The following is a 24214-nucleotide window of genomic DNA, read 5'->3' as shown; positions in this document are numbered from 1 at the left end:
CCTCCTGTGCGGGGTGCGGGGCGTGGTGCAGGTCGGGGTGCTGGGCGTCGGGAGGCGTCGTCACGGCTCACGCCTCGGGGATCGTGCGCTCGAAGAGCGCCGGCCGCTCCACGTCGGGGTCGGGGCCGCTGCGGACGCCGGTGTCGAGGGCGTCGATCCGGGCGAGCTCGTCGTCGGAGAGCTCGAAGTCGAAGACGTCGATGTTCGCCGCGATCCGCTCGGGGTTCGTCGACTTGGGGATCGCGGAGCGGCCCTGCTGCAGGTGCCAGCGGAGCATCACCTGCGCCGGGCTCTTGCCGTGCTCGGCTGCGATCGCGCCGATCGTCGAGTCGTCCATCACGCTGCGGCGCTCGTCGCCCCAGCCGGGGTAGAAGGTGATGCCGCCGATCGGCGACCAGGCCTGGGTGAGGATCCCGCGCTCGGCGTGCTCGCGGCGGAGGTCGGGCTGCGCGAAGTACGGGTGCAGCTCGACCTGGTTGACGGCGGGGATGACGTCGACCTCGGCGAGGAGGCGTGCCAGGTGCGCGGGCGTGAAGTTGCTGACGCCGATCGCGCGCACGCCGCCGTCGGCGAGGAGCTTCTCCAGCGCCCGGTAGGCGGCGACGGTGGTGTCGAAGCGCGACGGGACGGGCTGGTGCAGGATCAGCAGGTCGAGCTGCTCGACGCCGAGCTTGCCGGTCGCCTTCTCGAACGCGTGCAGGGTCTCGTCGTAGCCGTAGTCGGTGACCCAGATCTTCGTCTCGACGAAGACCTCCGAACGGTCCAGGCCCGAGCGGCGGATCCCCTCGCCGACCTCGCGCTCGTTGCCGTACGCGGCGGCCGTGTCGATGTGGCGGTAGCCGGCCTCGAGGGCGGACTGCACGGCGGCGGTCGTCTCCTCGGGCGCGCTCTGGAAGACGCCGAGCCCGAGAGCGGGAAGGGTGACGCCGTTGTTGAGGGTGAGCTGCAGGGTCATGCCTCCACGCTAGGACGCGATCGCCGCCCGAGGGAGGGTCCCGCCACCCCCTCGACGGGAGCGCCGATGTGTGCGCTGATGGAGGCGGTGCTCGACGACGTCCCTCCGCTTCCGGAACGGAGCGCGCAGCCCTCATCCGGAAAGGTCGGGTCCGCCGTGTCCCTCAGCGTGCTGTTCATCGGAGGAACGGGCATCATCAGCTCCGAGGGCGTCCGCCGCGCTCTCGCCGTCGGGCACGAGGTGACCGTGCTGAACCGCGGCCGCACCTCGAGCCGCCCGCTGCCCGAGGGCGTCCGGACGCTGACCGCCGACGTCCGCGATCCGGCCTCCGTGCGCGAGGCTCTCGGCGACGAGCGCTTCGACGCGGTGATCGAGTTCGCCGCGTTCACTCCGGAGCACGTGCAGCAGGACATCGACCTGTTCGCCGGGCGCACCGGCCAGTACGTCTTCATCAGCTCGGCCTCGGCATACCAGAAGCCGCCGGCGCGCGTTCCGGTGACGGAGTCGACGCCGCTGCGGAACCCGTACTGGAGCTACTCGCAGGACAAGATCGCCTGCGAGGACCTGCTGGTCGGCGAGTACCGGCGCACCGGCTTCCCGGTGACGATCGTCCGCCCCTCGCACACCTACGACCGCACCGCGCTCCCGGTGGACGGCGGCTGGACCGTCATCGACCGGATGCGGCGCGGCCTCGAGGTGGTCGTGCCCGGCGACGGCACCTCGCTCTGGACGATCACCCACAGCCGCGACGTCGCGGTCGGCCTGGTCGGGCTGCTCGGCGCGCCGGCGGCGATCGGCGAGGCGTTCCACATCACCGGAGACGAGACGCCCACCTGGGACCGCATCCACCACGACCTCGCGGCCGCCGCCGGCACCGAGGCGCGGATCGTGCACGTCACCTCCGACGCGATCGCCGCCGCCGACCCGGAGCTGGGCGCGGGCATCGTCGGCGACAAGGCCCACTCGATGGTCTTCGACAACGCCAAGATCCGGAGCCTGGTGCCGGCGTTCGCGCCCTCGACCCGCTTCAGTGACGGCGCGCGCGAGATCGTCGAGTGGTACGACGCGGACCCGGCCCGGCGGACCGTCGACGAGCGGATGGACCGGCTCTTCGACGCGCTGATCGAGACCTACCGGCCGCGGGCGCTCTGAGGGCCGGCGGTCACGCTCTGAGGGCCGCCGGTCAGACGACCGCGATGATCAGGTAGTCGCTGGCCGGAGCGGCCGAGGTGCTCGACAGCTCAACGAGGCAGCTGACGATGTAGCCCGACGCGTGGACGCTGAACTGCGGCGGGACCGGAGACTCCCCGTCGCGGAGGCCGGTCGCGTCCGACCAGGCGAGGACGACGACGCCCGGCGTGCGGGAGCCGAGCGGCTCCACGACGACCCAGGGGCCCTCCTCGAGGACGAAGTCGGACAGCACGACATCGCTGTCGCCCGTGTCGAACGTCACCCGGGCGACGATGTCGCGCACGGGCTCGCTGCCCTGCGAGGCCGAGACCACCGGGGTGAACTGGCCGGCGTAGAGGTCGCCGCCGCCGTTCGAGAGGCCGCCGGAGACGCCGAGCGCGGCGCCGACCTCTCCGGAGGCCGCGGCGAGCGGGGCGGCGGAGGCGGCGAGGAGGACCGGGGCGCTCCACAGGGCGGCGGTCGTCGCGGTGCGGCGCGAGACGGGGCGGGGCGTGGTCATGGGGTCCTCTCGGCGGGTTCGGCGGTGCGGGGGACACCGGGCGTCACGCTAGCGCCCGCCGGTCAGGCCGGTGCCGGATCCGCCAGAGTTGCCCCCCGCACGGGGTCACCGCACGCGGTCGCCGCACGCGGTCGCCACGGGGACCGGCGCGCGGAAAGTTCACCCGGCTATGCATCTCAGTTCACCCACGGGAGCGGGAATCAGGAGTGTGCTGGGTGAGCCCCTTCTCAGGGGCCCTCACCCCAAGGAGTCTCCGACGTGACACGACTGCCCCGCTCCGCGCACCGCGGACGCACCGCACTGGCCCTCACGGCCGTCGCCCTGGTCGGCGCCGCCGCGCTGGCCGCCCCCGGCGCGGCCACCGCCATCGGCGCCGCCGACCTCGCCGCCACCGGTGGCGCCGCCCGCATCTCCCCCGTCGACGCCGACCTCTCCGACTCGCTGCACGCGGCCGTGAAGGAGCAGGACGCGAAGAACGTCATCCTCCTCATCGGCGACGGCATGGGAGACTCCGAGATCACAGTCGCCCGCAACTACGCCTACGGCGCGGCCGGCCGCTTCCCCGGCATCGACGCCCTGCCGATCACCGGTCAGTACACGACCTACTCGCTCTACCGCGCCGACGACCCCGCCACCGGCGCCGTCAAGGGCGCCCCGGACTACGTGCCCGACTCCGCCGCCACCGGCAGCGCCTGGGCGACCGGCACCAAGACCTACGACAACGCGATCTCGGTCGACATCGACCAGGAGCGCAAAGACACCCTCCTCGAGATCGCGAAGGCGAACGGCCTGAAGACCGGCAACGTCACCACCGCCGAGATCCAGGACGCCACCCCGGCCGTGCAGACCGCGCACGTCGACGCGCGCAGCTGCTACGGACCCGACAGCGCCAGCTGCGGCAACGACGCGCTCGAGAACGGCGGGCTCGGCTCGATCAGCGAGCAGATCCTCGACACCCGCGCCGACCTCACCCTCGGCGGCGGCTCCGCCACGTTCGCGCAGACCGCGAAGGCGGGCGACTGGGCCGGCCAGACCCTGTTCCAGCAGGCCGACGAGCGCGGCTACCAGGTGCTCGGCGACGCGACGACGGCCGCCACCGCGGACCAGCTCGACGCGCTGACCGTCGCCGACCAGGACGCGCCGGTGCTCGGCCTGTTCAACTCCGGCAACCTGCCCGTGCGCTACGCGCCGACCCCCGCGACCGTCGGCGGCGCCGACGCCGCGCCGCAGACCTGCGTGGCGAACCCCGCGCGTCCCGCCGAGCAGCCCACCCTGCGCGCGATGACCGAGAAGGCGATCGACCTGCTCGACACCGGCGACGAGGGCTTCTTCCTCCAGGTCGAGGGCGCGAGCATCGACAAGCAGGACCACGCCGCGAACGCCTGCGGCCAGATCGGCGAGACCGTCGACCTCGACGAGGCCGTCCAGGCCGCGCTCGCGTTCGCCGAGGCGGACGGGAACACCCTCGTCATCGTCACCGCCGACCACGCGCACTCCAGCCAGATCGTCGACTCCACCCCGCCCACCTCGCTCAGCACCGCGCTGAAGACGGTCGACGGCAGCACGATGAAGGTGTCCTACGGCACGGCCGCCGAGGGCGGCTCGCAGCAGCACACCGGCACACAGCTCCGCATCGCGGCCTACGGACCCGGCGCGGCCAACGTCGCGGGCCTCACCGACCAGACCGACACGTTCTTCACCATCTCGAACGCGCTCGGCCTCGACCGCGACATCCGGAACCTGAGCTTCGGCGCCACCGCCGAGCTCTCGGGCAGCACCTTCGCCCCCGGAGCCCGGATCACCCTGACGGCGGAGGGCTTCCAGGGCGACACGCAGCTCATCGGCTCGGCGCCGCTCTTCACCGAGCGCACGGCGACGCGCGATCTCAACGACGGCGCGCTGACCGCCACCGCGAAGGCCCCCACCACCCCCGGGGACTACAGCGTGACGGTCACCGGTGCGCAGTCGGGCAAGGCGATCACCCTCGCCTTCACCGTGAAGCGCTGATCCTCGGGCACTGATCCTCGGGCACTGATCGCAGAAGGGCCGTCCCCGCCGGGGCGGCCCTTCCGCCGTCCCCGGACCCTTTCTCGCCCCTCTCGGAGGCGCGGAGCCCTGGCCCCTCGGCCCGCCTCCGGCCTAGGTTGGAGGCACCTGCTCCGCCCGCACTGAGTTCCGATGGAGGAACCCCATGGCCACGATCCGCAGTCTCCGACGGGCAGCGCTCGCGCTGGTCGCCGTCGCCTCCCTCGGAGTGGCGGGCGCCGCTCCCGCCGCCGCGCTCGACTGGCCGTTCCCCGACGTCCCGAGCCGCGGTCTCCCCACGGCGCAGGAGCTCCGCGACGCGCTCGGCGGTCCGGTCGTCTCGCCGTCGACCTCGGTCGGCTACGGCGGCGCGGTCTCCTCCGTCGACGCTCTCGCCAGCCGGGTCGGCCTCGAGGTGCTCAAGCGCGGCGGCAACGCGGCGGACGCCGCCGTCGCGACGGCGTCGGCCCTCGGCGTGACCGAGCCGTACAGCACCGGGATCGGCGGCGGCGGCTACTTCGTCTACTTCGATGCGAAGACGGGCGAGGTGAGCACCATCGACGGCCGCGAGACGGCGCCGGCCGGCATCACTCCGGACGCCTTCCTCGACCCGGCGACGGGTGCCCCGTACCCCTTCACCCCGCAGCTCGTCTCGTCCGGAGTCGCGGTCGGCGTCCCCGGCACCGTCGCGACCTGGGACGCGGCGGTCGACCGCTTCGGCACCCTCCCGCTCCCGGTCGTGCTGGCCCCGTCGATCGTGCTCGCGGCCAAGGGCTTCCCGGTCGACGAGACCTTCCGCAGCCAGACGCTCGACAACCTCGAGCGCTTCCAGCAGTTCCCCGACACCGCGGAGCTGTTCCTCCCCGGCGGCGACGCCCCGGCGGTCGGCAGCACCTTCCGCAACCCGGACCTCGCGAAGACCCTCGCCCGGATCGCCGCCCGCGGGCCGAGCGCGTTCTACGACGGACCGCTCGCGGCCGAGATCGCCGACACGGTGCAGAACCCGCGCCTCGCGGAGGGCTCGACCCTCCCCGCCCCGGCCGGCTCGATGACCGAGGACGACCTCGCCGGCTACTCGGTCGGCGAGCAGGCGCCCACGCACACCTCCTACCGCGGGCTCGACGTCTACGGCATGGCGCCGTCCTCCTCGGGCGGGATCGCGATCGGCGAGGCGCTGAACATCCTCGAGAACCACGACCTCGCCGCCGAGGACACCGGCAGCGCCCTGCACCTCTATCTCGAGGCGTCGGCCCGCGCCTTCGCCGACCGCGGCGCGTACGTCGGCGACCCGGCCTTCGTCGACGTGCCGACCGAGACGCTGCTCAGCCAGGAGTTCGCGGACTCCCGCGACTGCACCATCGACCCGGCGGCCGCCTCCACGCGGCCGGTCGCCCCGGGCGCGCTCGACGGAGTCGGCTGCGCGACCGCCCTCACCGCGGAGCAGCCGGACACCGAGAACGTCTCGACCACGCACCTCTCCGTCGTCGACAAGTGGGGCAACGCGGTGTCCTACACGCTGACGATCGAGCAGACCGGCGGCTCGGCGATGACCGTCCCCGGCCGCGGCTTCCTGCTCAACAACGAGCTGACCGACTTCTCCGCGACCCCCGTCGAGGGCGACCCGAACCGGATCGAGCCCGGCAAGCGCCCGCGCTCCTCGATGTCGCCGACGATCGTGCTCGAGGACGGCGCGGTGAAGTTCGTCGTCGGCTCGCCGGGCGGAGCGACGATCATCACGACCGTGCTGCAGACGCTGGTCAACCGCATCGACCTCGGCATGACGCTGCCGGAGGCGGTGGCCGCGCCCCGGGCGTCGCAGCGGAACACCGCGTCCACCTCGGCCGAGCCCGGCTTCATCGAGGCCTACGCCGACGACCTCGCGCCCTTCGGCCAGCAGCTGACGCCCTCCGGCGACACCTTCACCTCGGCCGCGCAGATCGGCGCGGTGGCCGCCATCGAGGTCGGCCCCTCCGGCCTGATGACCGCCGCCGCCGAGCCCGTCCGCCGCGGCGGCGGCGTCGGCCTCGTCGTCACCCCGGAGGAGTGACCCGGGCTCCCCGCTGATCGAGCAAGCCCCGCAGAGGGCGCATCGAGACCCACCGTCCCGCAGCGTGGGTCTCGATACGCGCTGCGCGCTACTCGACCAGCATGGGGCGGGCCCACTTCGTCCTGCTGACGTCGCGCACGAGCATGCTGATCGAGTAGCCCTCGCAGAGGGCGTATCGAGATCCACGCACGCAACGACGGCAGCCCTCGCCACACCCCCGACCGTGGGGTCCGCTGGTGCCTCCTCCACGAGATGGACCCCGCCGAGCGACGGATCGCGCCAGCCGCACGGTCTCCCGCCGCGGCGGCTAGGTTCGGGCCGCGTCGAACCGAGACGCCGACCCGAGGAGGACACCGTGGAGCAGCCGCGCGCCCGCCCCATTGATCCCCCTCAGAGCGATCCCACCACCTCGCACAGGCCGCCGACCCCGCGACTCCCCCTCCGCCTCATCATCGCGGCGATCGCCATCCTCGGGATGATCGCCGCACCCCTGGTGCTGGCGTACCTCGGCTTCGCCTCGAAGCTCACCTTCTTCGGAGAGTCGCCGACAGAGGAGGAGGACGCCGCAGGAGACGCGCTCCTCCTCTCCGCGGGGGTCGTCGCGCTGTCGAGCGCCCTCGCCGTCTGGGTCCTCACCCTCGTCCGCCTGGCGATCGCTCCGCAGCGCCGTCACGGGTGGGAGATCCTCTGGAGCCTCCTCGCCCTGCCCGTCACCCTCGTCGGCCTCGCTCTCGTCGTCTCGATCCGGTGAGCGCCCGGCCGGAGCGCCGGGCGTCCGGGTACGGTGCCGTGATGGTCGTGTCGCGAGAGCTGGTGGACCGCTGGGTGGCGGGGTGGTGCGAGTCGCGCGGGATGCTCGCGCGGCGCGACGGGGACGGCCGGCTCGTCGAGGTCGCGGCGGAGACCCGCTCCCGCGAGTACGTGATCGCCGAAGCCGTCGCTGCCCGAGCTGCACCGCCTGGCCGCCGCCGTCACCGCGCCCGACGTCTGGCTGACGATCGTCGGCGAGCTCGACGAGCGCGGTCGCGACGCGGTGGCCGGCCTCGACGCCGTGACCTGCGACGAGCGGATGATGACCACCCGGCTCCGAAGGTCGGCGAGGCCGGCGCAGGTGCGGATCGCGGTGAACGGTCGCGTCGCGCACGCCAGCATCGAGGCGGAGGGCGAGGTCGCGGCGCGCGGGCAGGCGGCGTTGAGCGGCGGTGACGCCGTCTTCGACCGGATCGAGACGACTACGCGGTTCCGCCGCCGCGGCCTCGGCGGCCTGGTGATAACCGGCCTCAGCGCCTGGGCGGCGGAGAACGGCGCGACCACGGGACTCCTGATGGCGAGCGTCGGCGGGCGCGCGCTCTACACGAGTCTCGGCTGGACGGAGGTGGCGCCGATCGTCACCCTGCGCGGGCGGACCGCCGGTGCGGCGACCGACGTGGGGGCATAGCTCCTCCACAGATCCGATCTCGCGGAGTTGTCCGAGGGTTTCGCTCGACGGCCGCTCGGGTGTCGGTGGTCCCTGGTTCAATACGCGTATGGATGACCACAGCGACCCGGGAGCGGCAGGACCGTCGAGCGCGCTCGCCGCCGTCGACGCGCTGACCGACATCGCCGCGGAGATCGGACGCACCTCCGCTCAGCTGCTCCTCACCCGCGCGCAGACCCTGCACCTCGCCTACCGCGCGGCCGTCACCGTCCCGGACGCGTTCGCCCGCGGGAAGTCGCTCGCGAAGAGCGAGGCGCGCGCCCTGGTCGAGCGGTCGATCCGGGCCGAGTTCGCGGCGAGGCTCCGCCTGTCCGAGCGGGCCACCGAGACGGTCCTCGAGCACGCCCGGCTGCTCGTCGAGGACCTCCCCTGCATCCGCGCCCTGCTGGCCGAGGGCCGGCTGCTCTGGGACTCGAGCGAGATCGTCTGCGCGACCGCCGCCACCCTGACTCCCGCCTCCCGCGCCCGGTTCGACGAGCGCGCCGCGGAGGTCGCCCCGGACGTGACCCCGACGCAGCTGAGGCGGATCGTCGCCCGACTCCGCGACGAACTCCACGAGGAGCCCCTCGCCCAACGGCACGTCCGCGCCCGGCAGGACCGCGCCGTCTGGGTTTCCCCCGAGGTCGACGGGATGGCGACGCTCTGTGCGCTGCTGCCCGCGCCGGACGCGATGGGCATCGCCGAGCGCGTCGACCGCATCGCCCGCAGCCTCCGCGACGGTGGCGACGAGCGCACCCTGAGCCAGCTGAAGGCGGACGTACTCACGGATCTCCTCCGCGACGGCGACATCGCCGGGACCACCCCCGCAGGAGATGGCCCGCAGCTGTCTCCGTCGTTCGTGCCCGGGATCCGTGCCGAGGTGCGCCTCACGCTCGCCGCGTCGACTGCTGTCGGTCTCGACGACGCGCCCGCTGACCTCGACGGCTACGGCCTCATCCCCGCCGACCTCGCCCGCGAACTGGTCGCGACCGGCGCGTCGTTCACCCGCGTGCTCACCGACCCGGACACCCGCGCCGTCGTCTCCGTCGGCCGCACCCACCGAGTCCCACCGCCGCAGATGCGCCTGCACCTGCAGCTCCGGGACCAGACCTGCCGCTTCCCCGGCTGCACCCGCACCGCCTCCCGAGCAGAGGCCGACCACACCATCGAGTGGCGCAACGGCGGCGAGACGTCCCTGGAGAACCTCGTCTGCCTCTGCACGTCCCACCACCACGTCCGCCACGGCGACCGCTGGACCTACGTCCCCCGCCCGGACGGCAGCATCGTCTGGACCACCCCCACCGGCCGCCGCATCACGATCCGCCCACCCGCGCTCGCCGGCGCCCCGCCAGGCCCGCGCTTCGAGGACGCACCGCCCCCGTTCTGACGAACGCGGGTCTGACCCCGCGCCGCCCCTGCTGATCGAGTAGCCCTCGCAGAGGGCGTATCGAGATCCACCACCGTCCGGAGGGTGGGTCTCGATACGCGCTCCGCGCTACTCGACCAGCATGGGTTGCGCATGCCCGCACATGTGGATGGGTATGCGCTTGCAGCGCTTCAGGCTGCGCCGGCACGCACACGCATGCTCTGCGCCCGGGCAGATTCATGCTGATCGAGTAGCCCTCGGAGAGGGCGTAGCGAGATCCACCGTCACCTGATGGGTGGGTCTCGATACGCGCTCCGCGCTACTCGACCAGCATGAAATGAGCGCGCCCGCGCCCGCGCCTGCGCCTGCCCATGCGCCGCTTCATGCTGCGCAGGCCCGCTCACGCACGCTCTGCGCCCGGGCCGATTCATGCTGATCGGGTAGCCCTCGCAGAGGGCGTATCGGTGATTGCCTTGGTGTGTCGCGGGGTTCTGACTCGTCTGCGTATCTGACGCCTGGCAGGGCTGTCTGGATCTCGAACTGTCGAACCCCGCGACACCGTATGCATCCGGTCGGCTGGTCATGACTTGATAGAAGCCTGACCGTCCTGTGGTCTCATCACCGATTTGTCTGTCCACTGGCCGGATGCGTGACCCGATGAAGGGATGCATCCAGCATGACAACGAACACGGTCCAAGCCCAGCCCGACCGGGAGATCGTCGCGGGCATCGACACCCACGAGAACAGCCACCACGTGGCTGTCCTGGACTCCGCGGGCCGCTTCCTCGGCGATAAGGCGTTCCCCGCGACGAGCGCCGGTTTCATCGAGCTGCTGTCCTGGGTCGGCGTCTTCGGGATGCTGGTGCGCGTCGGGGTCGAGGGCACCAGCTCCTATGGAGCGGCCCTGACCCGGTATCTGCTCGCCGAGAACGTGGACGTCATCGAGGTCCCGCCGGGAGACAAAGCGCAGCGCCGCCGGCGAGGCAAGACCGACGCGTTCGATGCCGAGGCCGCCGCGCGCCGCGCTCTGGCGGAGACCTCACCGCGCATCCCGAAGGACACGACCTCATCCGTTGAACCCGTGAAGTAGTCGATGATCTCGCCCTGGCGCGCGAGCGCGGCCTCGGTACTGGCCCGCGCCTCGCGGCGAGAGCCGTCGAAGCCCTACGAGCGCCGCTCCAGCGCGGCCAGCAGGTACGGCGCCGTCCGGCTGCCCTCCGCCCGCGCGACCTGCTCCGGCGTGCCGGTCGCGACGATCGCGCCGCCCGCGTCCCCGGCGCCGGGCCCGAGGTCGATCACCCAGTCCGCGTCGGCGACGATCCGCATGTCGTGCTCGACGACGATCACCGTGTTGCCCGCGTCGACGAGGTGCTGCAGGTGGCCGAGCAGCCGGTCCGCGTCGGCCGGGTGCAGTCCCGACGTCGGCTCGTCGAGCAGGTAGAGCGTGTCGCCGCGCTGGGCCCGCCGCAGCTCCGACGCGAGCTTCACCCGCTGCGCCTCGCCGCCGGACAGCTCCGGCGCCTGCTGCCCGAGCGCGACGTAGCCGAGGCCCACGTCGAGCAGCGCATCGAGGTGCCGGCCGATCTCCGTCTCCTCGGCGAAGACCTCGCGCGCCTCCGTCACGCTCAGCGCGAGGACCTCGGCGATCGAGCGCCCGCCCCAGGTCACCTCGAGGGTCTCGGCGTTGTAGCGCGTGCCGCCGCACTCCGTGCACGGCGCCTGCACCGTCGGCAGGAAGAGCAGCTCGACCTCCATGGTCCCCTCGCCCTTGCAGACCGGGCAGCGGCCGCTGGGCATGTTGAAGGAGAAGCGGCCGGCCCCGTAGCGGCGCCGCTTCGCCTCGGGAGTCGCCGCGAACAGCGCGCGGACGCGGTCGAAGAGCCCGGTGTAGGTCGCGACGTTCGAGCGCGAGGTGCGCCCGATCGGCGTCTGGCCGACCTGCACCACCCGGCGCAGCCGCTCCGCCGGCCCGGTCGCGCTGCCGGTGGTGACGGCGGTGTCGGCGTCGAGCAGCGGGTCGTCGGAGGACGACTCGTCCGGCTCCGGGCTCTCCCCCGCGAGATCCGCCTGCAGGCTCGCGCGGAGCAGATCGGGCAGCGCCTGATTGACCAGCGTGGACTTCCCCGACCCGGACACCCCCGTCACCGCGGTCAGCGCGCCGAGCGGGAACGCGACGTCGAGCCCGCGGAGGTTGTTGCGCGCCACGTCGACCAGCCGGACCCGCGCGTCGGGCGTCCGCCGCTCGGGCAGCGGCGGCGTCGGCTCTGCGGTCTCGGGGAAGAGGTAGCGCCGGGTGATCGAGTCGCCCACCTCGCGCAGCCCGTCGAGCTCGCCCGAGTAGACGACGGTGCCGCCGCCCGAGCCGGCCGCCGGGCCGATGTCGACGATCCAGTCGGCCTCGCGGATCACGTCGAGCGAGTGCTCGACGAAGAAGACCGTGTTGCCGCTGTCCTTCAGCGAGCGCAGGATGCCGAGCAGCGCCTCCGTGTCGGCCGGGTGCAGCCCCGTCGACGGCTCGTCCAGGACGAACACCACCCCGAACAGGCGCGAGAGCACCTGGGTCGCGAGGCGCATCCGCTGCAGCTCGCCCGAGGACAGCGTCGGCGTCGAGCGGTCCAGCGACAGGTAGCCGAGGCCGAGGTCGACGATCGGCGCCATCCGGCCGAGCAGATCCGAGACCAGGCGCTGGGCGGCGAGCCGGGTCTCCGGAGGGAGGGGCGCGCCGCCCACCGGCACCCAGTCCCGCTCGAGCACGCGGGCCAGCAGCGCCGCGAGCTCCTCCAGCGGCAGCGCCGAGAGCTCCGTGATGTCGAAGCCCTCGAAGCTCACCGCCAGCGCCTCGGGCTTCACCCGCTTGCCGTGGCAGTCCGGGCAGGGGACGCTGACGAGGAACGTGGCCGCGCGCTCGCGCATCCGGGCGCTCTTGGACCCCGCGAAGGTGTCCATCACGTAGCGCTTCACCCCGAGGAACGTGCTCATGTACCTCGGCTCGGCCCCCGCCGCCACGGCCGCCCGCACCTCGGCCGGCCCGCGATCCGTCCAGACCGGCACCTGCGGCGACTCCTGCGTGTACAGGATCCACTCGCGCTCCTCGGCCGGCAGCGTCGCCCACGGCACGTCGATGTCGTAGCCCAGCGAGATCAGGCTGTCGCGCAGCTGCTTGCCGTGCCAGGCGGTCGGCCAGGCCGCGAGCGCGCCGTCGCGGATCGAGAGCGAGTCGTCCGGCACCATCAGCTCCTCGGGCACGTCGTAGACGCGGCCGATCCCGTGGCAGGCGGGGCAGGCGCCCTGGACGGTGTTCGCGGAGAAGTCCTCCGCGAGGAGCATCGGCGCGCCCTCGGGGTAGGTCCCGACCCGGGAGAAGACCATCCGCACCACGGAGGAGAGCGTGGTCGCGCTGCCGAGCGTCGAGCGCGCCGAGCCACCGGAGCGCCGCTGCGGCAGCGCGACCGCGGGCGGCAGTCCGTCGATCGCGTCGACGTCCGGCACCCCGACCTGGTCGATCAGCCGCCGCGCGTACGGCGCGACCGACTCGAAGTAGCGGCGCTGCGCCTCCGCGTAGAGCGTGCCGAACGCGAGCGAGCTCTTGCCCGAGCCGGAGACGCCGGTGAAGGCGACCAGCGCGTCGCGCGGGATGTCCACGTCCACGTCGCGGAGGTTGTTCTCGCGGGCGCCGCGGACGCGGACCCGGTCGAGGCGGTGGTCGTCGGGAGTGCGCGCAGTCATCGGACCAGCCTGCCCTGTCCCGATGCGCGCTGTCCCGATGTGCGCTCAGTCCAGGAGGGGGCGGTACCCGCGGACGACCGGCGGCGACGCGAGCGCCTCCCGCTTCACGACGTCGAGGCGCTGCAGCAGCGCCGGGAGCGTCGGCGTCATCTCCAGCCGGACCTCCAGCTCGCCGTCCCGGCCGGGCAGCGTGAAGGCGACCTGGGCCGCGGAGGCGCTCCAGAGCAGCCGCTCGCGCAGGGGCCGCGCGGTCGGCTCCTCCGCGAGTCCGCCGACCTCCGCCAGCACCGCGGCGACGCGGCGGGCGCGCACCTCGGCGGGCACGTCGCTCAGGAGGTTCGGGCTGAACAGCACGCCGCCGGAGAGCTCCTCGGCCCGCGCGGGGTCGCCGGGACCGACGATCGCCGCCTCGACGGCCGCCGCGGCCGCCAGCGTCGACGGGTGCACCGCGATGGTGCGCGCCGGCGGCTCCGCGTCCTCGAGCGCCGCGCGGAGCAGGCCCGTGGCCGCGGCGGCGAGCTTGGCGCCGTTCGTGGTCGCGAAGACCACGACTCCCAGGCCCGACTCGAGGTGCCAGCGCATGTTCGAGGACCAGCCGGGCAGCCCGCCGGAGTGGTGCGCGATCGCGCCGAAGCGGACGTCCTGCTCGATCACGAGGCCGAGCCCGTAGGCGGAGCCGTCCAGGGTGCTCTCCCCGGCTCGCGGGCTGAGCGCGGGCACCGGGGTCCAGCCGCGCTGCATCTCGCGGCGGGAGGCGCGGCTGAGGACGGCGTCGTCGGCGTCCCCGTCGTCGGTACCGCCGTCGGCGCCCTCGAACGCCGACGACAGCCAGCCGCTCCAGCGCGCGATGTCGCCGACGGTGCTGTACATGCTCGCGGCACAGGCGCCCACGCCGGTGCCGGTGTACGGGCGGGCGGTCCAGGTGGCGCCCTCGTCGAAGCTGCTGAAGCCCTGCGCGAGGTCGGTGCCCTCGGGGTAGGCGTTCACGTCGTAGCGCGTGTGCGCGAGGCCGAGCGGCTCGAGGATCGTCCGGGTCGCGAAGGCGACGAAGTCCTCGCCGGAGACGTTCTCGACGATCACCCCGAGCAGCCAGAAGCCGATGTTCGAGTACTGGTAGACCTCGCCCGGCCGCTCGGTGAAGGTCAGCCCGCGCGCGATCAGCGCGAGGAACTCGGCGCGCGGCATCGCCATCACGTGGTCGGCCCAGCCGTTGTCCTCGGGCAGCCCCGAGCAGTTGCTGAGCAGCATCCGGAGCGTCACCGGCAGCTCCCGGCCCGCGGCGTCGACCGGATCCGCGAACTCGGGCACGTGCGCGCTGACGCGGTCGTCGAGGTCGAGGAGCCCGCGGTCGCGGAGGATCAGCACCGCCGCCGCCTCGAAGCTCTTCGACATCGAGGCGATGCGGTGCACGGTGCCGACCCCGGGCGTCGCACCGTCGAGCCGGTGCTCCCCGCGACCGTGCCGGGCGATCAGCCCGTCGCGGTCGAACAGCGCCCAGCTCAGCGACGGCGCGACCGGCGCCCCCTCGTCGAACCAGTGCGCGAATCGGTCGAGGAGCTCCGGAGTCATCCCCTCATCCTTCCGCACGCGATCCCTGAGCATTCGCCCCTGGAGCTCGCAGGGGGTCGTCCCTGCGCAGCTCCACGAGGATGCGGCGCAGGTGGATCGCGACCAGCACACCCGGGCCCATGCTCGTTCCGGTCGCCGCAGCGCGGGCGTCGACGGCGCGCGCGAGCTCGTCGACCGCCCTCTCCGCCGGCTCCAGGGAGCGCCTATTGGGCGAGCCGCCCGTCACCACCGCGTCGCCGACCGCGTGGCAGGCCGCGCTCAGCGGCGCCGCGAGCTCCGCGTCGAACGGCAGGGCACCCGGTCGGTTCCAGATCGTGTCGGCGAGCGCCGCCGTCATGTCCCGGACGTGGAAGAGCGACCCGTCCAGGGTCGCCAGCCGGAGGTGGTCGGTCTGCGAGCTGTGCCGGTGCAGCAGCGCGCGCGGGTTGCCCTTCCGGCTCTCGTCGCCGTCGACCAGCGCCCGCCGCACCTCGGTCGCGGTCGCCGCCAACTGCTCGCCGTTGGTCGACCAGGCCTCGTGCTCGGGCGGCCAGGTCTCCTCGAGGGCCGCGCCCATGTCGTGCAGGTGGCGCCCGAGCTGGCGCTCGAACTCGTCCACCCGCGCGGACGCCGCCTCGGAGGTCAGCCCCGGCGCGACCAGCAGGTTGACCAGCAGCCCGACCACGACGCCGACCGCCATCTGCACGAGGTAGCCGAGCGAGTAGTCCTCCGCCTTCGCACCGCCGATGATCAGCACGAAGAGCGCCGCCATCGGCACGTACTCGCGCCCCGCACCGAACCAGCCGGTCCCCGAGAGCACCACGCCGATGCCGACGATCAGCGGGATCGTCCACCAGGTCGGGCCGACCGTCACCACGACCAGCACCGCCAGCCCGATGCCGGCCGCGAGCCCCAGCAGCGTCTGCAGCCCGGTCTTCGCCGAGCCCATCAGCGTCGGGTACATGCTGACCAGCGCGCCGAGCGGCGCGTAGTACGGGTACTGCTCGGCGACGCCGGGCACGTGCGGCGCGACGGCCCAGGCGATGCCCACCGCCACCGCGGTCTTCAGCGCGAGCAGCAGCCGCGGGCCGGCGACCGCGTCGCGCCAGGCGCGGGCGGCCCGGGCGAGGCGGGGGCGGATCACGCCTGGCTGTCGGAGTTCAGGCTGTCGAGGCGCGGAGCGTCGAGCCGCGCCGCGACGTCGGCCGGGAAGCCGCCGGTCGCGATCGGGCTCCAGCGCGTCGGCGTGATGCGCAGCAGCGACTTGTCCTGCAGCCGCATCGCCGCGCGGTACTCGTCCCAGTCCGGGTGCTCCCCCGAGATGCTGCGGTAGTAGTCGACGAGCGCGTCCTCCGCCTCGGGCATGTGCAGGACCTCGGCCTCGCCGTCGACCTGGATCCACGCGTCGTTCCAGTCGTCGGAGAGCACGAGGACCGACGCCGCGGAGCGCCGTTCGGCGTTGCGGGTCTTCGCCCGGCCGGGGTAGGTCGAGATCACCAGGCGGCCCTCGGCGTCGACGCCGCCGGACACCGGCGACATCTGCGGGCGTCCGTCCGCCCGGGTCGTCGCGACGAGCATCCGGTGCCGCGGTCGCACGAAGTCGAGCATGCCGTCGCGGTCGACGATGGTGGTGGTGGAGACGGTTCTGGCCATGCGGACCAGGCTAACGAGGACCTCTTCCGGACTAGGTGGTTCTACGTGGTCGTGTCAGCCGGAGCCCAGGAACGGCGTGCCTCCTCCCCCTGAGAGGGGCCGTGGCGGGACGGGCGCTGGCGCGGAAGGACGGGGCGGCTGTCGCTAATTTCTGCACGGAAAACTCCCCCTCGAAAGGACCCCGTGTCTCCCACCTCCCCCCTCTCCCCCTCCCGTCGCTCCGTCGCCGTCGCCGCGGCCTGGTCGCTGCCCGTGATCGCCGTCGCCGCCGCGGCGCCGCTCGCGAGCGCCTCCACCGTGGAGGTCGTCCCCGGTCAGCCGGACACCTACCCGAACCCGACCTTCTCCGCGACCCGCCAGTCGGTCGGCGACCCGAGTCTCAAGGCGACCAACAACACCGGCTACGCGCGCACCGACTTCACTGCCGTCCCCGACGACGGCGAGTACGCCTCGTACAAGACCGGCTGGACGTACGTCATCACCTCCGCGAAGCCGGTGTCCACGATCACCTACGACACCACCAGCCTCGCCCCGGGCGTGCAGGGCGTCCTGACCGACGGCCTCTACACCTACTCCTGGACCCTGACCCGCGCGGCGGAGACGACCTGGGTGCGCGTCAAGCCCACCGCCGTCCCGCAGGAGATCCGCTTCGTGCTGACCGACACCACGTCCACCCCCCAGGGCGTCGTCGGCAACGCGACGGCCACCTCGAAGGCATGAGTCGCGGCGGGCTCGCCTACTCCGGCGAGCCCGCCTGCTCCGCCGCAGCCACCAGGCTCCGCAGGAGCGCGCACTGCTCGCGGAGCACCACGACCAGCGCGACCCCGTCCGAGCCGCGGAGCCACTCGTCGAGCGCGGCGTCGAACAGCGCGGACGCCGTGCGCGCGGCGAGCGCCGCCTCGACGGCCGGCACCGCCGCGTCCAGCAGCGCGTCGCGCATCGCGTCCGCGAGCAGCGCCGCCTTCAGCAGCTCGCGCTCGCGCAGCGCCGGCTCGGACAGCACGACCGCCCGCCGCGCCGCGATCTCGCTGCGCCAGCCCTCCAGGTCGCCGGCCGCGACCGTCTCGAGCCCGTGCATCAGCAGGCCCAGCGGAGCGAGGCCCTCGGGAGCGTCCGCGATCAGCCGCGCCACCACCTGCGGGAACTCCCACTCGCGGAGGAACAGCACGTCGCGCTTGTCGGCGAAGTGCCGGAAGAAGGTGCGGGTCGTGAGCCCGGCCCGCTCGGCGATCGACGGCACCGTCGTCGCGGAGTAGCCGTGCTCGGTGAACAGCTCCATCGCGGCGCGCTCGAGGCGCAGTGCGGCGTCGGGAGCCCAGCGTGACATGCAGCCAGGCTAGCTGATGACACGACGTGTCATCAGGGCTAGAGTGATGACACGTCATGCCGTCGAGCACTGGAGAACCCTTGCCCTCGAACCCCGCCGCTCTCACCAACTCCGCCGCCCGCCTCCCCTCCGCCCGCGCCGACCTGGTCGTCGGTCCCGCGGCGCTGCACGAGCCCGGGCCCGGCGAGCTGCTGGTGCGCAACCGCGCCGTCGCCGTGAACCCGCTCGACGAGCTCAAGCAGTGGACCGGCGACCTGATGTACCGCTGGCTCCCCTACCCCTCGATCCTCGGCGAGGACGTCGCCGGCGAGGTCGCGGCCGTCGGGCCCGGCGTCGACCGCTTCGCCGTCGGCGACCGCGTCGTCGCCTACGCGGTCGGCATGGAGCGCGGCCGCCGGCACGACGCCGAGGGCGGCTTCCAGGAGTACACGGTCGTCCGCGCGGACCTCGCCGCGCCGATCCCGCCGCAGCTGACGGACGAGCAGGCCGTGGTGCTGCCGCTCGCCGTCTCCACCGCCGCGACCGCGCTCTTCCAGAAGGACCACCTGGCGCTGCCCCACCCGTCGGCCGACCCGGTCGCCACCGGCCGGACCGTCCTCGTCTGGGGCGGCGCCACCAGCGTCGGCAGCAACGCGATCCAGCTCGCCGTCGCCTCCGGCCACCGCGTGGTCGCCACCGCCTCGCCCGGCAACCACGCCCGCCTCCGAGAGCTCGGCGCCGACGTCGTCGTCGACTACCGCAGCCCGAGCGCGGTCGCCGACGTCGTCGCCGCGATCGGCGGCGCGGAGGTGGCGGGCGTCCTCGCGGTCGGCACCGGCTCCGCCGAGCCCTGCGTGGCCGTCGCGGCCGCCACCGGAGCCCGCCGGGTCGCCCTCGCCAGCCCCTCGGTCTCCTTCGGCTCGCTGCCGCGCAGGGCGGGGCTCTCGCTCCCCTTCGTGCGGACGATGTCGCGCCTGGTCGGCGCGAACCTCCGCCTCCAGCTCGCCGCCCGGCGTCGCGGCATCCGCGCCCGCTACGTCTGGGGCGCCACGCTGATGAGCAACGAGGTCGGGCCGATGCTCTGGCGCGACCACCTGCCGAGCGCGCTCGCCGACGGCCGTCACCGCTGCGCGCCCGAGCCCGAGGTCGTCGGCACCGGTCTGGGCGCGGTGCAGGGCGCGCTCGACCGGCTGCACGCGGGCGTGTCCGCGCGGAAGCTCGTCGTGCTGCTCTGACCGCGAGCCGCTCGGGTGCGCCACTATGGACCGTGCCGCTCCCCTCCCCCGCCGGACCGTCCGCTCCCTCCGCGCGCTCCTGGCTCCTCGTCGCGCCGTCGCTCGTCGTCCTCGGCTGGGGCGGCAACCAGTTCCTGCCGCTGATGCAGCTCTACCGCCAGCTCGAGGGCTACACGCAGACGCAGGTCACGATCCTGCTCGCCGCCTACGTCCTCGGCATCGTGCCCGGCTTCGCCCTGGCCGGCGGCTGGTCCGACCGCTTCGGCCGCCGCCCGGTGCTGCTGGCCGGCCTCGTCATGGGGATCCTCGGCAGCATCGTGCTCGCCTGCTCCCCCGCCTCGGTGCTCGGGCTCGGCGTCGGCCGCTTCATCAGCGGGCTGAGCGTCGCGGCGGGGATGGTCGTCGGCACGGCCTGGATCAAGGAGCTCTCGATCGCGACCGGAGCGTCCTCGGCCGGCGCCCGCCGCGCCTCCGCGATGCTCACCATCGGCTTCGGCGGCGGCGCGGGAGTCGGCGGTGCGCTTGCGCAGTTCGGCCCCTGGCCGACCGTGCTCCCCTACATCGTCCAGTCCGCCGCCTGCGTCGCGGCCGTCCTCGTGCTCCTCCGCGCACCCGAGACCCGGGCCTACGATCCGTCCGCCGGCCGCCTGACCGGTGAGCTGAGCATCCCGCGCCCCGCCCGCGCCCGCTTCGCCGCCGTCGTCCTGCCGCTCGCCCCCTGGGTGTTCGCGGCACCCGCCCTGTCCTTCGCGGTCGGACCGAGCCTGGTCGCCGACCGCCTGCCCGGCGTCACAGTAGGCTTCGCGACCCTCGTCACCGTGATCACCCTCGGCTGCGGCTGGGTCACCCAGCTCTACTCCGGCCCGCTTCTCGCGCTGCTGCGCGGCCGCGGCGCCCTCGTCGGCGGCGCGCTCACCGCCCTCGGCGCTCTGCTGCTGATCCCCGCCGCCGTCGGACAGCAGCTCTGGCCGGTCCTCGTCGCCGCGCCGGTCTTCGGCTGCGGCTACGGCCTCGCGATGGTCTCCGGACTGACCGCCTCGCAGGCCCTCGTCGAGACGCGCGACCTGGCGAGCGTCACCGCCGTCTACTACTCCGTCACCTACGCCGGCTTCCTCGTGCCGGCGATCCTCGCGGCGCTGGCCGTCGCCCTGCCGATGCCGCTGCTGCTCGCGGCGACCGCGCTCGCGATCCTCGCCTGCGTCGCGCTCGCGGCCCGTGGACTGCGACGCCCGCCCGCGCCTACGCTCGGCTGAACCGCCGCCCGCCCGAAGGAGACCCCGTGTCGAAGGTCCGCGTCCACAACTTCTCCGTCTCGCTCGACGGCTTCGCCGCCGGGGAGGGCCAGTCGCTCGAGACCCCGTTCGGCCACGCCGGCTCCCGGCTGGTCGAGTGGGCGATGGGGACCCGCACCTTCCGCAGGATGGGCATGCCAGGTCCGGGCGAGGGCTCGCAGGGCGTCGACGAGGCGTTCGCGAGCGCCTGGGCGGACGGCATCGGCGCCGAGATCATGGGCCGCAACAAGTTCGGGCCGCAGCGCGGTCCCTGGGAGGACGAGGAGTGGACCGGCTGGTGGGGCGAGGACCCGGTCTTCCACACGCCGGTCGTGGTCCTCACGCACCACCCGCGCCCGACCGTCACGATGGCCGGCGGCACCAGCTTCCACTTCGTCGACGCCGACCCGGTGACCGCCCTCGAGCGGGCCCGCGAGCTGGCCGGCGGCGGCGACGTGCGCATCGGCGGCGGCGCGGCGACAGTGCGGCAGTTCCTCGCCGCCGATCTCGTCGACCGGATGCACGTCGTGCTCGTCCCGATCGTCCTCGGCCGCGGCGAGCGGCTGTGGGACGGGCTCGAGGGCCTGGAGCAGCGCTTCCGCATCGAGGCGACACCCTCGCCGTCCGGGGTCGTGCACCTCGTCTTCGAGCGCCGGGAGCGCTAGAACCGCGCCGCGACCTCGTAGAGCACGTCCTCGTCGCCGGCGTACAGGCCCTCCGTCCGCGGCCAGTGCGCGATCACGTCGGTGAAGCCCAGCTCCTCGGCGCGGCCCGCCGAGTCGGCGAAGCGGTCGACGCTCTCGAGCGAGTAGTCCGGCCCGGAATCGAGCGAGAGGTGCCGCTCGATCGAGCGCGGGTCGCGCCCGGCGGCCTCGAGCGCGTCGTCGAGGCGCTTCGAGAGATCGGCGACCGCGGCCCACCACTCCTCGGTGCTGCGCCCCTCCGGACCCGTCGTCACCCAGCCCTGCGCCCGCTCGGCCACGAGCGCGAGGCCCTTCGGCCCGTTCGCCGCGAGCACGAACGGCACGCGCGGCGACTGCACCGGCTCTCCCACCATCCGGGCGCCCCGCGCCGTGAACCAGGCGCCGTCGAGGTCGATCCCGCCCGAGCCCGGCTCCTCGTGCCGCAGCAGCACGTCGAGCGCTGTGACGAACTCGACGTAGCGCTCGTGCCGCTCCCGCGGCGAGTGCAGCTCCTGGCCCAGCACCGTCGCGTCGAAGCCCGTCCCGCCCGAGCCGACCCCGAGGACGAAGCGGCCGCCCGAGATCTCGTCGACCGTCGCGATCTCCTTCGCGAACGGCACCGGGTGCCGGAAGTTCGGCGAGGCGACGAAGGTGCCCAGCCGCAGCGTCTCGGTGACCACCGCGGCGGCCGTCAGCGTCGGGATCGTCGCGTGCCAGACCTGGTCGGCGAGCGAGCGCCAGGAGAGGTGGTCGTAGGTCCAGGCGTGGTCGAAGCCGAGCCCCTCCGCGGACTGCCACTTGCGCCGGACGGTGGACCAGTGCTCCTGCGGGAGGATGACGATGCCGTGTCGCATCGTCCGAGTGTAGGGAGGAAGGACCCTGCACGGACGGCCGGTCAGGACGGCCCGGTACGATGGTCGGCGGTGTGCCGGGAAGTCTGGTCGGCGGACGCGGCCCTCTGCCGCGTTCTCACGCGATCCGACGACCTCCCGAAGGAAGCCCCTCCGTGCCCCACACTCCTGCCTCCGAGCCCGTCCACCAGGCACCCCACGCGATCTGGCGGGGCCTGCGCCAGACGTTGCGCTCCGACGCCGTCGGCGGCGCCCTGCTGCTCGGCGCGACCGTCCTCGCGCTCGTGCTCGCCAACTCGCCCGCGGCCGGCTTCTACGAGACCGTCCGCGACTACGAGTTCGGCCCCGAGGCGCTCCACCTGAACCTCAGCGTCGGCGCCTGGGCGGCCGACGGACTGCTCGCGATCTTCTTCTTCGTCGTGGGCCTCGAGCTCAAGGAGGAGTTCGTCGTCGGCAAGCTCCGCGACCCGCGCACCGCCGCACTCCCGGTCGCCGCCGCGTTCGGCGGCGTCGCCGTCCCCGCCCTGATCTACGTCGCGATCAACGCGACCGCCGGCCCCGACGCCCTGCAGGGCTGGGCGATCCCGGTCGCCACCGACATCGCCTTCGCGGTCGCCGTGATCGCGGTCGTCGGCAAGAGCCTCCCGGTCGCCCTGCGCACCTTCCTGCTCACCCTCGCCGTCGTCGACGACCTGCTCGCCATCACGATCATCGCCGTCTTCTACACCTCGGCCATCGCCTTCCTGCCGCTGCTGCTCGCACTCGTCCCGCTCGGGATCTTCGCCGTCCTCGTCCAGCGGGGCGTCCGCACCTGGTGGATCCTCATCCCGCTCGGCGTCGCCACCTGGGCGCTCGTGCACGCCTCCGGCATCCACGCGACCGTCGCCGGCGTGCTGCTCGGCTTCGCGGTCCCGGTCGTCGCGACCGCCCGCGCCCGCGTCCGCTCCGGAACCGGCAGCGACGGCGAGCCCGAGTACGACGGACTCGCCGCGCACTTCGCCGACCGCTGGAGCGGCGTGTCGGCCGGCGTCGCCGTCCCGGTCTTCGCCTTCTTCTCGGCCGGAGTGACGATCGGCGGATTCACCGGCCTCGTCGAGTCGTTCCAGGACTCCATCGCGCTCGGCATCGTCGTCGGTCTGGTGGTCGGCAAGCCGCTCGGCATCCTCGCGACCACCTTCCTGATCACCCGTCTGCCCGGCCTCCGCCTCGACCCCGCGCTGCGCTGGCCGGACCTGGTCGGCATGTCGATGCTCGCCGGCATCGGCTTCACCGTCTCGCTGCTCGTCGGCGAGCTGTCCTTCGGCGTCGGAAGCGAGGCCGACGAGCACGTGAAGGTCGGCGTGCTGGCCGGCTCGGTGATCGCCGCGGTGCTGGGAGCGGCGGTCCTCTCGATCCGCAGCCGCCGCTACGCGCGGACCGGAGTCGTCGGGGACTGACCCTCCGCCAGCCGCATCGTGCCGCCCGCCCGCGCCGCGAACGCCCGCGCCGTCGCCGCGATCGTGCGCTGCATGACCCGCACCGCCGCCGTCGGCACGAGGTCCGCCGGGCGCGCGAGGCTGATCGTCCGGCTGAGCGTCGACTCCTCGAGCCGGACCGAGCGCAGCCCGGGGCGGCCCTGCAGCACCATCGCCGGTACGATCGCGACGCCGAGACCGCGCTCGGCGAAGCGCAGCACCGCGTCCATCTCGGCGCCCTCGAGCACCACGTCGGGCACCAGGCCCGCGGCCGCGAAGGCGGCATCGGTCGTCCGGCGCAGGTCGTAGCTGGAGTTGAAGACGATCTGCGGGAGCCCCGCCACGGCCGCCAGTCCGAGGGCGTCGCCGCCGGCGAGCGCCGGCTCGGCCGCGGAGGAGACCACCACCAGCTCCTCGACGAGCAGCGGTGTCACCGTGAACGCACCGACGGCCGCCGCCGTCGAGGTCGTCACCAGCGCGAGGTCGAGCTCGCCGCGCGCGAGCCGGTCGAGCAGGCTGCGCGAGCCGTCCTCGGCCAGGTGCAGCTCGATCGCCGGGTGCGCCGCGTGGAAGGCGTGCAGAACCTCCGCCACGAGGCTGATGCAGAGCGTCGGCGTCGCGCCGAAGCGGACCCGCCCGCGCTCGAGCCCGGCGAGCTCGGCCAGCTCCCGGCGCACCGATTCGGCGTCGGCGAGCATGCGCCGCGCGAGCGGCAGCAGCAGCTCACCGGCCGGGGTGAGCGTGCTGCCGGAGCGCGCCCGCTGGAACAGCTCGGAGCCGAGGTCCTGCTCGAGCGAGGAGATCTGCCGGCTCAGCGAGGGCTGCGCGAGGTGCAGCTCCTCGGCAGCGCGGGTGAAGCTGCCCAGGCGCGCGACCTCGACGAATCCGGCCAGCTGCTCGAAGTTCATGTCCATAGCGTAAGTGCATAACCGGCCCCAGCATTATGCA

21 protein-coding genes are annotated in these 24214 nt (G+C 73.6%); 12 read left to right on the top strand and 9 right to left on the bottom strand.

The window, feature by feature from the left end; translation table 11 throughout:
• Positions 1-67: 67 nt before the first annotated feature.
• Positions 68-955, bottom strand: coding sequence for an aldo/keto reductase (locus EDF35_RS10405; RefSeq protein ID WP_123703668.1), 888 nt, complete (start codon positions 953-955; stop codon positions 68-70).
• A 156-nt stretch (positions 956-1111) separates the two neighbouring features.
• Here EDF35_RS10405 and EDF35_RS10400 point away from each other — a divergent pair, with 156 nt between their 5' ends.
• Entirely contained in the window at positions 1112-2107 is a 996-nt protein-coding gene (locus EDF35_RS10400; protein WP_243839923.1) for an SDR family oxidoreductase, read from the top strand.
• Positions 2108-2138: 31 nt separating this feature from the next.
• On the opposite strand, the gene EDF35_RS10395 is transcribed toward EDF35_RS10400, so the two are convergent.
• Entirely contained in the window at positions 2139-2645 is a 507-nt protein-coding gene (locus EDF35_RS10395) for a hypothetical protein (protein WP_123445900.1), read from the bottom strand.
• A gap of 258 nt (positions 2646-2903) precedes the next feature.
• Here EDF35_RS10395 and phoA point away from each other — a divergent pair, with 258 nt between their 5' ends.
• From phoA to EDF35_RS10365, 6 genes are all read left to right on the top strand, one after another.
• Positions 2904-4652, top strand: a complete 1749-nt coding sequence (gene phoA, locus EDF35_RS10390; RefSeq protein WP_243839922.1) for an alkaline phosphatase — start codon at positions 2904-2906, stop codon at positions 4650-4652.
• Between the two features lie 184 nt (positions 4653-4836).
• Positions 4837-6717: a gamma-glutamyltransferase gene (gene ggt, locus EDF35_RS10385; protein WP_133962269.1), complete on the top strand. Its 1881-nt coding sequence runs from the start codon at positions 4837-4839 to the stop codon at positions 6715-6717.
• A gap of 355 nt (positions 6718-7072) precedes the next feature.
• The gene (locus tag EDF35_RS10380; protein ID WP_133962268.1) at positions 7073-7468 is read left to right on the top strand and encodes a hypothetical protein; all 396 of its coding nucleotides are present in this window, start codon (positions 7073-7075) and stop codon (positions 7466-7468) included.
• Positions 7469-7789: 321 nt separating this feature from the next.
• A complete protein-coding gene (locus tag EDF35_RS10375) occupies positions 7790-8155 on the top strand; it encodes a hypothetical protein (RefSeq protein WP_133962267.1) in 366 nt (121 codons plus the stop codon).
• Positions 8156-8243: 88 nt separating this feature from the next.
• The gene (locus EDF35_RS10370; protein ID WP_133962266.1) at positions 8244-9560 is read left to right on the top strand and encodes an HNH endonuclease signature motif containing protein; all 1317 of its coding nucleotides are present in this window, start codon (positions 8244-8246) and stop codon (positions 9558-9560) included.
• 655 nt (positions 9561-10215) lie between these two features.
• Positions 10216-10629 (top strand): transposase, encoded by a 414-nt coding sequence (locus EDF35_RS10365; protein WP_133962265.1) that lies wholly within the window; start codon positions 10216-10218, stop codon positions 10627-10629.
• Between the two features lie 74 nt (positions 10630-10703).
• Here the strand turns inward: EDF35_RS10365 and EDF35_RS10360 are convergent, their stop codons facing one another.
• Genes EDF35_RS10360 through EDF35_RS10345 form a run of 4 tightly spaced genes read right to left on the bottom strand, consistent with a single transcriptional unit; the run spans position 10704 to position 16466 of the window.
• Positions 10704-13265 carry an excinuclease ABC subunit UvrA gene (locus EDF35_RS10360; RefSeq protein ID WP_133962264.1) on the bottom strand — a complete coding sequence of 854 codons (2562 nt, stop codon included), beginning with the start codon at positions 13263-13265 and terminating at the stop codon, positions 10704-10706.
• A gap of 45 nt (positions 13266-13310) precedes the next feature.
• The gene (locus tag EDF35_RS10355) at positions 13311-14834 is read right to left on the bottom strand and encodes a serine hydrolase domain-containing protein (protein WP_166674069.1); all 1524 of its coding nucleotides are present in this window, start codon (positions 14832-14834) and stop codon (positions 13311-13313) included.
• A gap of 4 nt (positions 14835-14838) precedes the next feature.
• Positions 14839-15957 carry an aromatic acid exporter family protein gene (locus EDF35_RS10350; RefSeq protein WP_243839921.1) on the bottom strand — a complete coding sequence of 373 codons (1119 nt, stop codon included), beginning with the start codon at positions 15955-15957 and terminating at the stop codon, positions 14839-14841.
• Positions 15954-16466 (bottom strand): PPOX class F420-dependent oxidoreductase, encoded by a 513-nt coding sequence (locus EDF35_RS10345; protein WP_133962262.1) that lies wholly within the window; start codon positions 16464-16466, stop codon positions 15954-15956. Before EDF35_RS10345 ends, EDF35_RS10350 begins: the two co-directional genes overlap by 4 nt.
• Before the next feature lie 183 nt (positions 16467-16649).
• Between EDF35_RS10345 and EDF35_RS10340 the strand changes: the two genes are divergently transcribed.
• The gene (locus EDF35_RS10340) at positions 16650-17186 is read left to right on the top strand and encodes a hypothetical protein (RefSeq protein WP_123703647.1); all 537 of its coding nucleotides are present in this window, start codon (positions 16650-16652) and stop codon (positions 17184-17186) included.
• A gap of 16 nt (positions 17187-17202) precedes the next feature.
• On the opposite strand, the gene EDF35_RS10335 is transcribed toward EDF35_RS10340, so the two are convergent.
• Positions 17203-17793: a TetR/AcrR family transcriptional regulator gene (locus EDF35_RS10335; RefSeq protein ID WP_133962261.1), complete on the bottom strand. Its 591-nt coding sequence runs from the start codon at positions 17791-17793 to the stop codon at positions 17203-17205.
• Positions 17794-17873: 80 nt separating this feature from the next.
• Here EDF35_RS10335 and EDF35_RS10330 point away from each other — a divergent pair, with 80 nt between their 5' ends.
• Genes EDF35_RS10330 through EDF35_RS10320 form a run of 3 tightly spaced genes read left to right on the top strand, consistent with a single transcriptional unit; the run spans position 17874 to position 20943 of the window.
• Positions 17874-19007, top strand: coding sequence for a zinc-binding alcohol dehydrogenase family protein (locus tag EDF35_RS10330; protein WP_243839920.1), 1134 nt, complete (start codon positions 17874-17876; stop codon positions 19005-19007).
• A 32-nt stretch (positions 19008-19039) separates the two neighbouring features.
• Positions 19040-20260 carry an MFS transporter gene (locus tag EDF35_RS10325; protein ID WP_133962259.1) on the top strand — a complete coding sequence of 407 codons (1221 nt, stop codon included), beginning with the start codon at positions 19040-19042 and terminating at the stop codon, positions 20258-20260.
• A gap of 26 nt (positions 20261-20286) precedes the next feature.
• Positions 20287-20943 (top strand): dihydrofolate reductase family protein, encoded by a 657-nt coding sequence (locus EDF35_RS10320; RefSeq protein WP_133962258.1) that lies wholly within the window; start codon positions 20287-20289, stop codon positions 20941-20943.
• Here the strand turns inward: EDF35_RS10320 and EDF35_RS10315 are convergent.
• Positions 20940-21815, bottom strand: coding sequence for an LLM class flavin-dependent oxidoreductase (locus EDF35_RS10315; protein WP_133962257.1), 876 nt, complete (start codon positions 21813-21815; stop codon positions 20940-20942). The genes EDF35_RS10320 and EDF35_RS10315 overlap by 4 nt on opposite strands.
• Before the next feature lie 212 nt (positions 21816-22027).
• Between EDF35_RS10315 and nhaA the strand changes: the two genes are divergently transcribed.
• On the top strand, positions 22028-23248 hold the full coding sequence (nhaA, locus tag EDF35_RS10310) for a Na+/H+ antiporter NhaA (RefSeq protein WP_243839972.1): 1221 nt from the start codon (positions 22028-22030) through the stop codon (positions 23246-23248).
• Here nhaA and EDF35_RS10305 read toward each other — a convergent pair.
• Positions 23218-24174: a LysR family transcriptional regulator gene (locus EDF35_RS10305; protein ID WP_166674068.1), complete on the bottom strand. Its 957-nt coding sequence runs from the start codon at positions 24172-24174 to the stop codon at positions 23218-23220. The genes nhaA and EDF35_RS10305 overlap by 31 nt on opposite strands.
• Positions 24175-24214 lie beyond the last annotated feature (40 nt).

The sequence above is a fragment of the Rathayibacter sp. PhB151 genome, from assembly GCF_004366415.1.
In the GTDB taxonomy this organism is placed as follows: Bacteria; Actinomycetota; Actinomycetes; order Actinomycetales; family Microbacteriaceae; genus Rathayibacter; species Rathayibacter festucae.
Note: the sequence above shows the minus strand (reverse complement) of the source record. Positions and strands in the feature narration are given on the sequence as shown.